Below are 14,453 nucleotides of genomic sequence, written 5' to 3'. Positions count from 1 at the left end.
TCAACCGTTCGTCCGCTCAGGAGGGTATCAGGAAACCTTTAAAGCCGCACGTCGGAAAATCATAGAGCTGACCCGTTACCTCGACACTCGGCAGGCATAGCGCGAGGATAGCCTGCGCCAGCTCTTCCGGGCTCGGCAGCGTGTCCGGATCTTCGCTCGGGAAGGCCTTGGCACGCATCCGGGTGCGGATCGGACCGGGATTTATGAGGTTCACCCTGAGGCTGGAAATGTTCTCGACCTCGGCCGCCCATGTGCGCGCAAGCACCTCCACAGCCGCCTTGGTGACGGCGTAGGCGCCCCAGAACGGCCGGGCCTTGTGAGCGGCGCCGGACGACACGAGGACAGCGCGTCCGGCCGTTGAGAGCCGCAGGAGCGGATCGAGCGAGCGGATAAGGCGCCAGTTTGCGGTGAGGTTCACCGCAAGCGTGTCGTTCCACTCCTTCGGCTCGATCTGCGCCAACGGGGTCATCGGGCCCAGCACGCCGGCATTGCCGACGAAAATGTCGAGTCGACCGAAACGCTCGTAAAGGGCGCCGCCGAGCCGGTCGATACCCTCGCCGTCCTTGATGTCGAGCGGCACCAGCGTTGCCGTCGAGCCCGCTGCGATGATCGCGTCGTCGAGCTCCTCCAGCGCACCGCTGGTCCGACCCACCGCCACGACATGCGCACCGGCGGCGGCAAGAGCGAGGGCGGTCGCCCGGCCGATGCCGCGTGTGGCGCCGGTGACGAGGGCGATGCGGCCATCGAGCGGGCGCAGGGCAGCTTCGGCCGCAGGAAGGTCGGACATGGCGTTTCCTTGAAGGTTCATTTGTCGTCGGTCATGACCACGGACGGCGCAGAACGCCGGGTCGGGCCGTGGAAGACCGCTTCAATGTTATTGCCTTCGGGATCAAGCACGAAGGCGGCGTAGTAGCCGGGGTGATAGTCACGCAGCCCCGGTGGTCCTTTGTCCCGGCCGCCATGGGCGAGGGCGGCGGCGTGGAAGCGGCGCACCGTCTCCTCGTCGCCCGCCTGGAAGGCGATATGCGCGCGTCCGGTGGTCGGCACGCCGGGCGAGACGAAGAGCTCGTCGGCGAAGAAATAGCCATCGCCTTCCACGAGCGGCACATCGAGCACGGCAAGCACCGCCGCATAGAAGCGGCGGCAGGCCTCATAATCGGCGACGACCAGTGAGATGTGGTCAATCAGCCGGCCGCGATGCCACTCGCGCAGCTCGACCATGCCGCTCAGCTCGCCTCAGCCAGCAGCGAGAGCTGGCGCGGCGACACTTCGCCGTCGCGATCCGACAGCGGGGTGGGGTATTCGCCGGTGAAGCAATGGTCGGTGAATTGCGGGCGGAGCGGGTCGCGGCCCTCATAGCCCATCGACTTGTAGATGCCGTCGATGGAAAGGAAGGCGAGGCTGTCGGCCCCGATATAGCGGCGCATGCCTTCGAGGTCATGCGTCGCCGCCAGCAACTTGTCACGGTCGGGCGTGTCGATGCCGTAATAGTCGGGATGGGTGATGGGCGGCGAGGAAATGCGGAAATGCACCTCGCGGGCACCGGCTTCGCGCATCATGCGAACGATCTTCACCGAAGTGGTGCCGCGCACGAGACTATCGTCGATCAGCACGATGCGCTTGCCCTCGACGACGGCGCGGTTGGCCGAGTGCTTCATCCGCACGCCCTGGTCGCGTACCGACTGGGTCGGCTGAATGAAGGTGCGCCCGACATAGTGATTGCGGATGATGCCGAGCTCATAGGGCAGGCCAGAGGCCTGCGAATAGCCGATCGCCGCCGGCACACCGGAATCCGGCACCGGCACCACGAGATCAGCGTCGGCCGGCGCTTCAGCCGCGAGCTGCATGCCCATGGTCTTGCGGACCTGATAGACCGAGCGGCCGCCGACCACCGAGTCCGGGCGGGCGAAATAGATGTACTCGAAGATGCACGGTCGCGGCGGCACGCTGCCGAACGGGCGCAGCGTCTCCACCTTGTCGGAGGAGAAGACGATCACCTCACCGGGCTCGATGTCCCGCACGTGACGCGCACCAATTATGTCGAGGGCGCAGGTCTCGGAGGTCAGGATCGGGTGGCCGTCGAGCTCGCCAAGCACCAGCGGGCGAATGCCGAGAGGGTCGCGGGCGCCGACCAGCTTCTTGTTGGTGAGGCCGACAAAGGCATAGGCGCCTTCGAGCGAACGCAGCGCATCGATGAAACGTTCAGTGAAGCGCGCGCGCTTGGAGCGGGCGACGAGGTGGAGCATCACCTCGGTATCGGAGGTCGACTGGCAGATCGCGCCGTCGCGGATGAGCTGGCGGCGCAGGGTGAGGCCGTTGGTCAGATTGCCATTATGGGCAATGGCGAAGCCGCCGCCATCGAGTTCGGCGAAGAGCGGCTGAACGTTGCGGAGGATGGTTTCGCCTGTGGTCGAATAGCGCACATGGCCGACCGCGATATGACCCGGCAGGCGCTTGATCGCCTCGCCGTCGGAGAAGGCATCGCTCACCAGGCCAAGACGCCGCTCGGAGTGAAAACGCCTTCCGTCATAAGTGGTTATGCCAGCCGCTTCCTGGCCGCGATGCTGCAGTGCATGCAGGCCGAGGGCGGTGATAGCCGCAGCATCGGGGTGGCCGTAAATGCCGAACACGCCGCACTCCTCGCGCAGCGTGTCCCCGTAGTCGTCGTAGAAATCGTCCGGCTGCGCCGATTTCGACGCCACGTGATCACCCATCAGATCGGCCATAGGGTCTTCGCTCCTCGGCGCAGGTCAAGGCTGCGCCCGCTCCACTCTGCTCAAAAGCAACTGTGCCCGGGACGCTTGGCGCACGGGCACGGTCGAATTAAGGCGCCGACGGCGTCACCGGGCTCGGCGTGGCCGGCGCGCTGCCCGGTGCGACGGGCTCGGGCGGCGGTTCGGTCGGCTCGGCGTCCTTCGAGCTGCGCATCTCACGGATGAGGCTCTCGGGGTCTTCCGGCAGGATGGAGATGAGCCAGTCACCCGCACTTTGCAAGACCAGCTTGGTCCGCGCGTCGCGAATCCACTCGGGCTGGCCCTGCTCGTTCTGGACCAGCCAGTTGAAGAACAGGAACGCCACAACCATGATGAGGAAGCCGCGGGCCAGGCCGAACAGGAAACCGAGCGTGCGGTCGAGCGCGCCGATGCGGCTGTCGAGCACGAGGTCGGAAATCCGCACCGTGATGATCGAGACGATCAACAGGGTAATGATGAACAGCGAACCGACAGTCGCCGCCATCGCGAAGGTGTCGTTGCTGATGTACTGCTTGGCGAAGGGCAAAGCGTGCGGATAGGCATAGAGCGTCACCAGCGCGGCGGCCACCCACGAGACGATGGCGAAGACCTCACGCACAAAGCCGCGCACCATGGCGAGCAGGCCGGATACGACCATCACGGCGATCAGGATGATGTCGAGGAGCGTCAAGACGATCTCACCGTGGTGGGGCTGGCTTCACGCGAAAGCGCAGCGAATCTGGACTGATCCGGCCCCGCAGCGGGCCGCGCGAGGTATAGCGCGGTGAGGCTCGCGCGTCATCCCTCTTGCGCCTTGTCGCTGCTGCGGCGCGATCCCTTGGCCGCGATGGTGGCGACGATATCCCCAAGAGAGCTGATGGCATCGACCGCCAGCGGCGCCTCGCCGGCGTCGCGTCCGTTGGCTGCCGTTCCCTTGGCCGCCGGCGCCACGGCGCGGGTGAAGCCGAGCTTCGCCGCCTCTTTGAGCCGCGCCACCGCATGCGGCACGGCGCGCACCGCACCGGTGAGGCTGACCTCGCCGAAATAGACGCCATCGGGCGGCAGCACCGCACCGGAAAGCGACGAGATGAGCGCCGCCGCCACGGCCACATCCGCCGCCGGCTCGCTGATGCGGAAACCGCCCGCGACGTTGAGATGCACATCATGCGCACCGAGCTTGATGCCGCAGCGCGCTTCCAGCACGGCGAGCACCATGGACAGGCGGCTGGGGTCCCAGCCGACCACGGCCCGGCGCGGCGTGCCGAGGCTGGTCGGCACGACAAGCGCCTGGATTTCCACCAGCACCGGCCGCGTGCCCTCCATGCCCGCATAGACCGCCGTACCGGGCGCGCCGCTGTCGCGGTTCGACAGGAACAGGGCGGACGGGTTGGCCACTTCCGCGAGGCCGAGGCCCGTCATCTCGAACACGCCGATCTCGTCGGTCGGCCCAAAGCGGTTCTTCTGCGCGCGCAGGATGCGGAAATGATGGGCGCCGTCGCCCTCGAAGGAGAGCACGGCGTCGACCATATGCTCGACCACGCGCGGGCCGGCGATCTGGCCGTCTTTGGTCACATGGCCGACCAAAATGACGGCGGCGCCGGCGCGCTTGGCGTAGCGGATAAGGATCTGCGCCGAGGAGCGCACCTGTGTCACCGTGCCGGGCGCGGACTCCACCGTGTCGGTCCACATGGTCTGGATCGAATCGATCACCACCAGTGCGGGCCGGCGGCCTTCCGAGAGGGTGGCGACGATATCCTCGACATTGGTCTCGGCGGCGAGTTCCACCGGCGCGCCGGAGAGGCCGAGCCGCTCCGCGCGCAGGCGCACCTGGGCGACGGCTTCTTCACCGGAGACATAGATGATGCGATGCCCGGCGCTCGCGAGCTTCGCCGAGGCCTGGATCAGCAGGGTCGACTTGCCGATGCCGGGATCGCCGCCGATCAGCAGCACCGAGCCGGGCACGATGCCGCCGCCAGCCACGCGGTCGAGTTCGGAAATGCCGACCTGCACGCGGGGCGCGTCTTCCGAGGTGCCGGTGAGGCTTTCCAGCGCAATCAGCCGGCCGCGCCGTCCGCCGCGCAGCGTGGCGGGCATCGTGTCGGCCGCCGTGGTTTCCTCGGCGATCGAGTTCCACGCGCCGCAGGCATCGCACCGGCCCTGCCAGCGCGCATGTACGGCGCCACAGATCTGGCAGAGAAAGCTGGTGCTGCGCTTGGCCATGGAGAAGGGGTCCCGCACTGAGAGTGTCCCGCGCTTCTAGCGCGGGAACAAACCGGGATCAAATCTCTTGAGCCGCGGGGACGGTTCGCCGGTGGTAGCGGCGGCCGAGCGAGGTGAGGATTTCGTAGTCGATGGTCTGGGAGTGGCGCGCCAGATTGTCGAGCGTGAGCCCGTCACCGAGCAGGGTCGCGAAATCGCCGAGCTGGACCGCATCCTCGGGCAGTTCGGTGATGTCGACGGCGAGCAGGTCCATCGAGATGCGGCCGATCAACGGGCAGCGATGGCCAGCCACCACGGCCTCAGCTCCGGGGCGCAGGTCGGATGCACCCGCAAGACGCGGGATGCCGTCGGCATAGCCAGCGGAGAGAATGGCGACGCGCGAAGGGCGGATGGCGGTGTGGGCGCCGCCATAGCCGACCGTTTCACCCTCATGCACGTGGCGGATGCGGGCGATACGCAGTTCGAGCCGCACCACCGGCCGCAGCGGCGCGACATCCGCCCGTGGGCGCCCGCCATAGACGGCGATGCCGGGTCGGACCAGATCGAAATGATAGGCGGGGTCACCGAGCGCCCCGGCAGAGTTGGACAGCGAGGCACGCACGCCCGGGAACAGCGCGGCGATGGCGCGGAAGTCCTCCAGCTGGCGCGCATTGAGCGGGTGGTCCGGCTCGTCGGCACAGGCAAGATGGCTCATCAGCAGGGCGAGCGGAAAGCCGAGTTCGTGCCGGCCCTCCGCCACGTTCACCGCCTCGGCCGGGGTCAGGCCCAGCCGGTTCATGCCGGTGTCGACATGGATGGCGGCGGGCAGTGCCTGGCCGATACGGTCGCAGAAATCGCGCCAGCTCCCAATCTCGTCCATGCTGCCGAGCACCGGCCGCAGCCCGTTCTCCTGGTAGGCAGCCTCGGTACCGGGAAACAAGCCGTTGAGAACGAAGATCTCGGCGTCGGGGAGAAGGGCGCGCAGGCGCCGGGCTTCGCTCAGCAGGGCGACGAAGAAGCTGCGGGCGCCGGCGTGCCAGAGCGTGGTGGCGGCCGCCGCGAGGCCGATGCCGTAGCCGTCGCCCTTGACCACGGCGGCGCAGGCGGCCGGCGCGACGCGCCGCGCCAGTTCCTGATAATTCGCCGCCAGGGCCGAGAGGTCCAGTGTGAGAAGACCGCCGGCCTCGGCGAGCGGGAGGGGATCAGAACTCACAATGGGCTCTCACGGCTCAGGCAGCCGGTCCGACTGCACCAGATTGGAGAAGCGGGTGAACTGCGGCTCGAACGAGACCTTCACCGTGCCGGTCGGTCCGTGGCGCTGCTTGCCGATGATGATTTCGGCGATGCCTTGGGCGGCCTTCATGTCCTGGTCCCACTTGAACCATTCCTCGGTGCCTTCCTTCGGCTCGCGGCCCTTGAGGTAGTATTCCTCACGGAACACGAACATCACCACGTCGGCATCCTGCTCGATCGAACCGGATTCGCGAAGATCGGACAATTGCGGACGCTTGTCGTCGCGGGCCTCGACCTGACGCGAGAGCTGCGAGAGCGCCATGATCGGCACGCCGAGTTCCTTCGCCAGCGCCTTCAAGCCGGTGGTGATCTCGGTGATCTCCTGTACGCGGCCCTGCGATGAGCTCTTGGAGGAGCCGGTGAGCAGCTGGAGATAGTCCACCACCATGAAATCGAGACCGCGCTGGCGCTTCAGCCGCCGGGCGCGGGCACGCAGCTGGGCGATGGAGATGCCGCCGGTGTCGTCGATATAGAGCGGGATCGTCTGCATCATCTGGGCGCAGCTGGCGAGCTTGTCGAATTCGTGCTCGGAGATGTCGCCGCGTCGGATCTTGTAGGAGGCGATCTCGGCCTGTTCGGCGAGAATTCGGGTGGCGAGCTGCTCCGCCGACATTTCCAGCGAGAAGAAGCCGACCACGCCGCCATCCACCGCGCGGATCGAGCCGTCGGGCAGTGTCTCCGATGTGTACGCCGCCGCGACGTTGAAGGCGATGTTGGTGGCGAGCGAGGTCTTACCCATCGCCGGACGGCCGGCGAGGATGATGAGGTCCGAGGGCTGCAGCCCGCCCATCATCTGGTCGAGATCGTCGAGGCCGGAGGCGGTGCCTGAGAGGTGGCCGTCGCGCTGGAAGGCGCGGCTCGCCATGTCGACGGCTTCCTTCAGCGCGTCGTTGAAGCGCATGAAACCGCCATCGTAGCGGCCGGTTTCAGCCAGCTCGTAGAGCCGCTTCTCCGCTTCCTCGATCTGCTCCTGCGGTGTGGCGTCGATCGGGGCCTCATAGGCCTCGTTGACGATCTCCTCGCCGATCTGGATGAGATCGCGCCGTACCGAGAGGTCGTAAATGGTGCGCCCGTAATCCTCGGCATTGATGATCGTCGTCGCTTCCGCCGCAAGGCGGGCGAGATATTGCGGCGCCGTCAGTCCGCCGGCGTCGAAATCGGCCGGCAGAAAGGTCTTCAGCGTGACGGGCGTCGCCACCTTGCCGGCACGGATCAGCGCGGACGCCGTCTCGAAGATGGCGACATGGATCGGCTCGAAGAAGTGCCGCGGCTCGAGAAAGTCGGATACGCGGTAGAAGGCCTCGTTGTTGACGAGGATCGCCCCCAGCAGCGCCTGCTCGGCCTCGATATTGTGCGGGGCGGTGCGATAGGACGCATCGGTCTCCGCCGGTGGGCGGTTCGGAGAATCGAGCATGGCTGTTCCGGGTGCGGGTGGGTCGACGCCACAGCTAACGCCGCACCGGGCAGATGTCCGGGGCGAATCGCGCGGAGCCTATTTTGTCTTGTGGAGCGCCTGTGGAAAGCCGAATCTCGCTTGACGGGATTCCACCACCACCGACCCGGCGGCCAGAGGTTGCGGGCTACTCACCAGCCAATCGCAGACCGGGCCGGTTCTGGTTCTCCATGCCCCGCAGCGCCGCTTCGCCCTGCGCAATATAGCTGCGGGTCATCGGCACCACGCCCTCCCGTTTGGCCAGCTGCACCTGGAACACCATCATCCCCTGGTGGCGGAAAGCCATCTCGGACGAGGCGAGGTAGAACTCGAACATCCGCACGAAACGCGCATCGTAGAGCCGCTCCACCTCCTCGCGATGGGCGAGGAAACGCTCCCGCCAGGCTTTCAGCGTCTCGGCATAATGCAGGCGCAGGATCTCGATATCGGTGACGAGAAGCCCCGCCTTCTCGATCGCCGGCAGCACCTCGGAGAGGGCGGGGATATAGCCACCGGGGAAGATGTATTTGGCGATCCAGGGATTGGTGATCCCCGGACCTTCCGAGCGGCCGATGGAGTGGATGAGCGCGACGCCGTCCTCCTTCATGAGCGCCGCGACCTTGGCGAAGTACTCCTCGTAATGCCCGACGCCGACATGCTCGAACATGCCGACGGAGACGATGCGGTCGAACGGGCCTTCCACGTCGCGATAATCCTGCAGGCGGAAATCGGCTCGCCCGGCGAGACCCCGCTCCTCGGCGCGACAGCGGGCCACGCCATGCTGTTCCTGCGACAGCGTCACTCCGGTGACCTTCGCTCCCGCATGGGCGGCGAGGTAAAGTCCCATCCCGCCCCAGCCGCAGCCAATGTCGAGCGCGGACAGACCCGGCCGGTCAAACAGCAGCTTGGCCGCGATATGGCGCTTCTTGGCCAGCTGTGCATCGTCCAGCGACTGGTCGGGCGTCTCGAAATAAGCGCAGGAATATTGCCGGTCGGCGTCGAGGAACAGCGCATAGAGCCGTCCATCGAGATCGTAATGATGGGCAACGTTCTTTTGCGAACGCTCTGGCGGGTTGAACTGCGCCAGGCGTCGGAACAGGAAGCGCAGCCGCAGGAAGAACTGCGCGCTGGCGCTGGGCACCTCAAGGCCGACCTGCGCCATCAGCAGCGCGAGCACCTCGGCGATGTCGCCCTGCTCCACCACCATGCCGCCTTCCATATAGGCCTCGCCGAAGCTCAGTTCGGGATCGAGGACGATCTGGCGCTGCCAGGCATGAGATGTGAAGCGTACGGTGAGGGGTGGTCCGCTGCCGTCCCCAAACACGGCGTAGTCACCGGAGGCGAAGACCACGGACAGAGAGCCACGGCGCACAATGCGCGCGAGGACCTTGGCGAGCAACCGTTCCATCGGCCAATCCCAAAGTACGGGGCAGCCGGCGAAGACAACGCTAAAGGGCCCGTCTCCGCACGAAGACTGCCTGCCCATGCACTGGGCATGTCGATTATCTGCAAATCATTGCATCACAAGCTTCCCGGACTCGCAACCTCCTGGGGGGCTCCGACTATGCAAAAAAGCCCGGCCATATCTGGCCGGGCTTCGACTTTGCGCCGATTACGCAAGGTAATGTGTCAGGCCTGCTCGGCTTCGGCGTCGTCGCCGTCTTCGGCAGCGGCCTCTTCGAGGAACTCTTCTTCGTCCTCGTCATCGCGCACGACGCTGAGATCCTCGCCGCGCGACTGGCGCTGAGCTTCCTCGGGGCTGCGGGCGACATTGGCGCGAACCGTAACCTCGACCTCCGGGTGGAGGGTGACCGGCACCTCGTGCACGCCGATGGTCTTGATCGGGTGGTTGAGGACGATCTGGCGGCGCTCCACGGAGAAGCCGGCCGCGGTCAGCGCGTCGGCGATGTCGCGGGTCGACACCGAGCCGTAGAGATAACCCGTCTCGCCAGCCTGGCGGACGAGAACGACCTCGGTGCCCTTGAGGCTTTCGCCCACCTTCGCCGCCTCGGACTTCAGTTCGAGATTGCGGGCTTCGAGCTGGGCCTTCATCGACTCGAAGCGGCCCTTGTTCTCCTTGGTGGCGCGCAGCGCCTTGCCCGAGGGCAGAAGGAAATTGCGGGCATAGCCGTCGCGGACGCGGACGACTTCGCCCATCTGGCCGAGCTTGGCGACACGCTCAAGCAGAATGACTTCCATTTCAGTTCTCCATTCAATGCGTCAATGCGGGAAGGTGGGAATCTCAGATGTCGTTGGCGGCCGGCGGCCGCCCGGGCGGACCGCCCCGTCGGAACCGGGAGCGCACGCCGAACAGCGTCTCCGCGAGGCCGAGCAGGGCGAGGATGGCGAAGGGCCAGCCAAGCGCGAGCGCGGCGATCCAGACCGTGGCGATCACCAGGGCGCGGCCGGCGGCACCGCGCGTGATCCAGTGGATGACGGCAAGCCCGATAAAGGCGAATACCATCACCAGGGTTGAGGCGAGCAGCTGTGCCAGCAGGCCGACGAAACCGCCTGCCAGATTGGCGGCAATGAAAGCGCCCACGAGCACGACGGCGACCGGACGCGGCACCGAAATTGCCGCGAGATCGGGCCAGGGGCGCATAAGCCGGCCGGAGAGACGAGCGGCGTGGGCGGCCAGCCACAGATTGCCGATCTGCGTCACCATGGTCACGACAGCGGCGGCCGGCGGCATGATGAGGACCAGAAGGTCGATCATCCGCTCCACATCTGCCCCGCCGGTGCCGGGCGTCTCCTCGAACATCGCCTGGAACAGCGCGCGCAGCGCGGCCTGATAGCCTTCGACGCTGCCGGCCACGAGCGGGATCAGTGCCGCCACGGCGAGGCAGCCAAGAATGCCGGAGGCAAGAACGATGCGGCCGACCGGGAACCATTCCAGCGGCGCGCCCGGCTGCGGCTCGCGCGCCATCAGCGCGAGATAGGCCAGCACATAGGCCGGGAGACCGACGCCAGCGACATAGGCGGTCAGCAGTTCGAGGCCGAAGAACACGCCGATGGCGACCGCCGCCGTCGAGGCCGCGACCAGTGCGGAAACGTGCGTCCAGCCGAGGCCGACAATGAGGACGGGCAGGGGGGCGAGATAGAACAGGGGGAGCGCAAGCGGGCTGCCCGTGGAGACGGTCGCCACGAGGAGAGCGGACGCCGCGCCGGCGCCGAGCGCTATGAGCCAGTTCTGTATCATCGACGCGCTGTCCCGCCTTTAGCGGTTAGGGGCGGATCATTGTCCGTCCCAGCCAAGGCCCCCGGAAGGCCGGAAACCTGTCGGAAATGGGGTTCAGAAAACGTCCCCGGCCGTGGCCGGGGACGGAAACGTCATCACGCGATCAGCGGATCACGAAGGGCAGCAGGCCGAGGAAGCGCGCGCGCTTGATCGCCTGGGCCAGTTCGCGCTGCTTCTTGGCCGAGACGGCCGTGATGCGCGAGGGAACGATCTTGCCGCGCTCGGAGATGTAGCGCTGCAGCAGACGCACGTCCTTGTAGTCGATCTTCGGCGCATTGGCGCCGGAGAACGGGCAGGTCTTGCGACGGCGGAAGAAGGGGCGACGCGCGCCCGAGGAGTTCGCGGCTGCGCCGCCGGTGCCACCGAAAGCCATCACTCAGTCTCCACGTTGGCCGGAGCTTCTTCACGGTCGCGGCGCGGGCCGCGGTCGCCACGATCGCCGCCGAAGCCGCGCCCGCCGCCACCAAAGCCGCGATCGCCGCCGAAGCCGCGGTCACCGAAACCGCGGTCGCCGCGGTCATCACGGTCGCGCTTCTGCAGCATGACCGACTGGCCTTCCTCAAGCTCCTCGACCCGGACGGTGAGGTAGCGCAGGATATCCTCGTCGATGCGCATCTGCCGCTCCATCTCGGCCACGGCGGCCGGGGGGGCGTCGATGTTCATCAGCGAGAAATGCGCCTTGCGGTTCTTGCGGACGCGGTAGGTGAGCGTCTTCACGCCCCAGTATTCGGTCTTGGAGACCGTGCCGCCATTCGCCTCGATCACGCCCTTGAAGCGTGTCGTGAGTTCCTCGACCTGCTGCGCCGTCACATCCTGGCGCGCGAGGAACACGTGCTCGTAAAGAGCCATGTTCATGCCTTTCCATATGTTCCGCACTATTGCGGCCATCATCCCGACGCCGAGCCCTTCGAGCCCGGAAAGGCTCGAATATTCTCGAAGGCGGGGACACGGGACGACGCGAATCCGCGGATGCGCTGCTGCGCGGAGCCAAAAAGCCAAGCGCAACCGTCCGTTCAGCCCCCGGCCGGGACTGACAGTGCGCGGGCTTATACGCGAAAAACGCGGGAAATCAAGGCGCGGGGAGAGGAGAGGCAGTCTTTGCTGCTCCGCGTTCCCCATCGGCCCGCCTCCGCCACACTCTATATACGCAAGGCGCGGCGGCATCGTGTCCATCCGGACATCAGCACCGCCACCCACGCAGGATGGCGTGCCGCCAGGGCGCAGGAATCGCGCATCTGCCCACAGGGCCGCGCCGCTGCAACTTGACATGTAACGCAGGGCGTTGTTCCTGCGCCCGCCAATTCTCAGCGTATAGGTTCTTCCAACGTCATGAGCATCGCGTTCGTTTTCCCCGGTCAGGGCAGCCAGGCCGTCGGCATGGGCAAGGCCCTCGCCGACCAGTTCCCGGTTGCGCGCGCCGTGTTCGAGGAAGTGGACGCCGCGCTTGGCGAGAAGCTCTCCGCCGTGATGTGGGACGGCCCCATCGAGACGCTGACGCTGACCGCCAACACCCAGCCCGCGCTGATGGCCGCCTCGCTCGCCGCGCTCCGCGTTCTCGAAGCCGAGGCGGGGCTGGACCTCGCCCGCGACGCGGCCTTCGTCGCCGGCCACTCGCTGGGCGAATACTCGGCGCTTGCCGCCGCCGGTTCGCTTTCCATTGCCGATACAGCGCGCCTGCTGCGCCTGCGCGGCACTGCGATGCAGGCGGCGACGCCGGTGGGCACGGGCGCCATGGCGGCGATCCTGGGGCTCGACTTCGACAAGGTGGCCGCTATTGCCGCCGAGGCGGCGCAGGGCGAGGTCTGCGACATAGCCAATGACAACGCGCCCGGTCAGGTGGTCGTCTCCGGCAACGCGGTCGCCGTCGAGCGGGCCTGCGAGATCGCCAAGCGCGAGGGCGCTTCGCGCGCGATTCCGCTCACCGTTTCAGCCCCCTTCCACTGCCGTCTCATTGCCTCTGCCGCCGACGCTATGCGCGACGCGCTGGCGGGCGTCGAGGTGCAGGCGCCGAGGGTGCCTCTGGTCGCCAATGTCACTGCCGCGCCAGTCAACACGCCGGAAGAGATTCGGGCTCTGCTGGTCCAGCAGGTGACGAGCACGGTGCGCTGGCGCGAATCCGTTGCCTTCATGGCGGAGCAGGGCGTGAGCCGGCTGGTCGAGGTAGGGACGGGCAAGGTGCTTTCCGGCCTCACCAAGCGTATCGCCCGTCAGGTGGCCGCCACCAGCGTTGGCGCGCCCGAGGATGTCGCCGCCTACGCCGCTTCCGCAGCCCAGGCTTGAGACAGCAATTCAGGAGTTTCCCATGTTCGATCTGACCGGGAAGACGGCGCTCGTCACCGGCGCCACGGGCGGGATCGGTGGTGCGATCGCCAAGGCGCTGCATGCGCAGGGCGCGACGGTGGCGCTGTCGGGCACGCGCCGCGAGGTGCTGGAGGCGCTCGCCGCCGAGATGGGCGAGCGCACCCATGTGCTGCCCTGCGACCTCTCGAACATCGAGCAGGTGGAGCAGCTGGTGCCGCAGGCCGAGGAGGCCATGGGCGAGCTGGACATTCTCGTCAACAATGCCGGCATCACCCGCGATGGCCTGTTCGTGCGCCTCACCGACGAGATGTGGGACACGGTGATCGCGGTGAACCTCACCGCCGGCTTCCGCCTCACCCGCGCCGCCGCTCGCTCGATGATGCGCCGGCGCACCGGCCGCATCATCGGCATTACCTCGGTGGTTGGGGTGACCGGCAATGCCGGCCAGGGCAATTATGCCGCCGCCAAGGCGGGCATGATCGGTATGTCCAAGGCGCTCGCCAAGGAAGTGGCAGCGCGTGGTGTGACCGTGAACTGCATTGCGCCGGGCTTCATCGCCACGCCGATGACCGACGTGCTGAACGACAAGCAGAAGCAGGCGATTCTCTCCGCCGTCCCGGCCGCGCGGTTGGGGTCGCCCGAGGATATTGCTGCTGCCGCCGTCTATCTCGCCTCCGCCGAGGCCGGTTATGTCACCGGCCAGACGCTGCATGTGAATGGCGGGATGGCCATGATCTGACGAGGCCCGCCCGAGCGCCTTTAACCGGACTTTAACGGTGCTGGTTTTGGCGTTTGAAGTGTGCTAACAGCCGCCTCGGCTCACAGGGTTGAACACCGCATTTCCATTGCGGAATCGTTCGGGACATCCTGTAATCGGGGCAAAAAAGCAGGCCGCCAAAGCCGCGTTCGCGCGGGGGCCAAATGGTACAACGTAGCAACCTCCGGATACGGACGAGGGTGAACCGATGAGCGATATTGCCGAGCGCGTGAAGAAGATTGTAGCCGAGCATCTGGGCGTCGAGCCCGAGAAGGTTACCGAGAATGCGAGCTTCATCGACGACCTCGGCGCTGACAGCCTCGATACCGTCGAGCTGGTCATGGCCTTTGAAGAAGCCTTCAACTGCGAGATTCCCGACGACGCCGCCGAGACGATCCTGACCGTCGGTGATGCGATCACCTTCCTGGAAAAGAACGCGGCCTGAGGCCTGCTCTCGCGCGCTGCGGCGGCTCGTCCGTCGCGGCGCCTACTGGTGTGACG

General features: G+C 66.7%; 15 protein-coding genes. 3 read left to right on the top strand and 12 right to left on the bottom strand.

Features of this window, described 5'->3' with window-relative positions; all coding sequences use genetic code 11:
- Positions 1-16: 16 nt before the first annotated feature.
- From J2S75_RS12410 to rpsF, 12 genes are all read right to left on the bottom strand, one after another.
- Positions 17-787 (bottom strand): SDR family NAD(P)-dependent oxidoreductase, encoded by a 771-nt coding sequence (locus J2S75_RS12410; RefSeq protein ID WP_307020171.1) that lies wholly within the window; start codon positions 785-787, stop codon positions 17-19.
- Positions 788-804: 17 nt separating this feature from the next.
- Positions 805-1,221, bottom strand: a complete 417-nt coding sequence (locus J2S75_RS12405; protein ID WP_307020170.1) for a VOC family protein — start codon at positions 1,219-1,221, stop codon at positions 805-807.
- 5 nt (positions 1,222-1,226) lie between these two features.
- A complete protein-coding gene (purF, locus tag J2S75_RS12400; RefSeq protein ID WP_370874125.1) occupies positions 1,227-2,726 on the bottom strand; it encodes an amidophosphoribosyltransferase in 1,500 nt (499 codons plus the stop codon).
- Between the two features lie 97 nt (positions 2,727-2,823).
- Positions 2,824-3,429 (bottom strand): CvpA family protein, encoded by a 606-nt coding sequence (locus J2S75_RS12395; RefSeq protein WP_244450920.1) that lies wholly within the window; start codon positions 3,427-3,429, stop codon positions 2,824-2,826.
- Positions 3,430-3,530: 101 nt separating this feature from the next.
- Positions 3,531-4,952 (bottom strand): DNA repair protein RadA, encoded by a 1,422-nt coding sequence (gene radA, locus J2S75_RS12390; protein WP_307020169.1) that lies wholly within the window; start codon positions 4,950-4,952, stop codon positions 3,531-3,533.
- A 58-nt stretch (positions 4,953-5,010) separates the two neighbouring features.
- The gene (gene alr, locus J2S75_RS12385) at positions 5,011-6,144 is read right to left on the bottom strand and encodes an alanine racemase (protein WP_307020168.1); all 1,134 of its coding nucleotides are present in this window, start codon (positions 6,142-6,144) and stop codon (positions 5,011-5,013) included.
- Positions 6,145-6,153: 9 nt separating this feature from the next.
- A complete protein-coding gene (locus J2S75_RS12380; protein WP_307020167.1) occupies positions 6,154-7,638 on the bottom strand; it encodes a replicative DNA helicase in 1,485 nt (494 codons plus the stop codon).
- A 166-nt stretch (positions 7,639-7,804) separates the two neighbouring features.
- A complete protein-coding gene (locus tag J2S75_RS12375; protein WP_307020166.1) occupies positions 7,805-9,064 on the bottom strand; it encodes a cyclopropane fatty acid synthase in 1,260 nt (419 codons plus the stop codon).
- Positions 9,065-9,285: 221 nt separating this feature from the next.
- Entirely contained in the window at positions 9,286-9,855 is a 570-nt protein-coding gene (gene rplI, locus J2S75_RS12370; protein WP_307020165.1) for a 50S ribosomal protein L9, read from the bottom strand.
- A 43-nt stretch (positions 9,856-9,898) separates the two neighbouring features.
- Positions 9,899-10,855: a DUF2232 domain-containing protein gene (locus tag J2S75_RS12365; protein WP_307020164.1), complete on the bottom strand. Its 957-nt coding sequence runs from the start codon at positions 10,853-10,855 to the stop codon at positions 9,899-9,901.
- 142 nt (positions 10,856-10,997) lie between these two features.
- A complete protein-coding gene (rpsR, locus tag J2S75_RS12360; protein WP_244377301.1) occupies positions 10,998-11,267 on the bottom strand; it encodes a 30S ribosomal protein S18 in 270 nt (89 codons plus the stop codon).
- Positions 11,267-11,743 (bottom strand): 30S ribosomal protein S6, encoded by a 477-nt coding sequence (rpsF, locus tag J2S75_RS12355; protein ID WP_244450919.1) that lies wholly within the window; start codon positions 11,741-11,743, stop codon positions 11,267-11,269. Before rpsF ends, rpsR begins: the two co-directional genes overlap by 1 nt.
- A 480-nt stretch (positions 11,744-12,223) precedes the next feature.
- On the opposite strand from rpsF, the gene fabD reads away from it, so the two are divergent.
- From fabD to J2S75_RS12340, 3 genes are all read left to right on the top strand, one after another.
- A complete protein-coding gene (fabD, locus tag J2S75_RS12350) occupies positions 12,224-13,174 on the top strand; it encodes an ACP S-malonyltransferase (protein ID WP_307020163.1) in 951 nt (316 codons plus the stop codon).
- Positions 13,175-13,196: 22 nt separating this feature from the next.
- Complete coding sequence (fabG, locus tag J2S75_RS12345; protein ID WP_244377297.1) at positions 13,197-13,934, top strand: 3-oxoacyl-[acyl-carrier-protein] reductase; 738 nt, start codon at positions 13,197-13,199, stop codon at positions 13,932-13,934.
- 226 nt (positions 13,935-14,160) lie between these two features.
- Entirely contained in the window at positions 14,161-14,397 is a 237-nt protein-coding gene (locus tag J2S75_RS12340) for an acyl carrier protein (RefSeq protein ID WP_307020162.1), read from the top strand.
- Positions 14,398-14,453: the final 56 nt, after the last annotated feature.

Source organism: Ancylobacter polymorphus (genome assembly GCF_030813495.1).
GTDB lineage: Bacteria > Pseudomonadota > Alphaproteobacteria > Rhizobiales > Xanthobacteraceae > Ancylobacter > Ancylobacter polymorphus.
Note: the sequence above shows the minus strand (reverse complement) of the source record. Positions and strands in the feature narration are given on the sequence as shown.